Below are 527 nucleotides of genomic sequence, written 5' to 3'. Positions count from 1 at the left end.
CTTGCACCGCGTCGCTGCCCTGCTCGACAAGCGCGGAGACAACATGTTTCGCGAGCAACTGGGGATCAGCCTGCGCCAATTCCTGCTGTTGAGACTGATCGAGATGGATGCACCGACGCCGTCTCAGCAGATGATCGCCGAGCGTCTGGGTATCGCCAAAAGCGCAGTCAGCCGGCACATCGACATCGCCCGCCAAAAGGGATGGATTGACGTTGGGGTGTCTGCACAGTCACGCCGACAACACAGCGTGACCCTCACGAAGGCTGGCCAGGAATTACTTTCCCGAGCGCAAACCCTCCTCGGGCAGGCAGAAAATCGAGGCTTCACCGGGATCTCCGAGGCAGACATCGAGGCCACTATCCGAACGCTGAAAGCGCTGCACCACAAATTCCAGATAGACCGGACAGGACCGAACGCAACCTAGGAGCAGCCGCCCACGGGCCGAGAAGACCCCTTAAGGCTCTCGGGCACAGCGCCGCACAACCAGAACCACGACCGTCAACAACGTGTTGTCCAGCAACAGCTAG

The 527-nt window shown here is 60.2% G+C and carries 1 protein-coding gene; it reads left to right on the top strand.

Features of this window, described 5'->3' with window-relative positions; genetic code table 11:
* A partial coding sequence (locus tag A9W96_RS29245; protein WP_156765470.1) for a MarR family winged helix-turn-helix transcriptional regulator occupies nucleotides 1–424 on the top strand: 424 nt, incomplete at its 5' end.
* Nucleotides 425–527: the final 103 nt, after the last annotated feature.

This window comes from Mycobacterium sp. 1245852.3 (assembly GCF_001669335.1).
Classification (GTDB): domain Bacteria; phylum Actinomycetota; class Actinomycetes; order Mycobacteriales; family Mycobacteriaceae; genus Mycobacterium; species Mycobacterium europaeum_A.
This window is presented reverse-complemented; position numbering and strand designations above follow the sequence as displayed.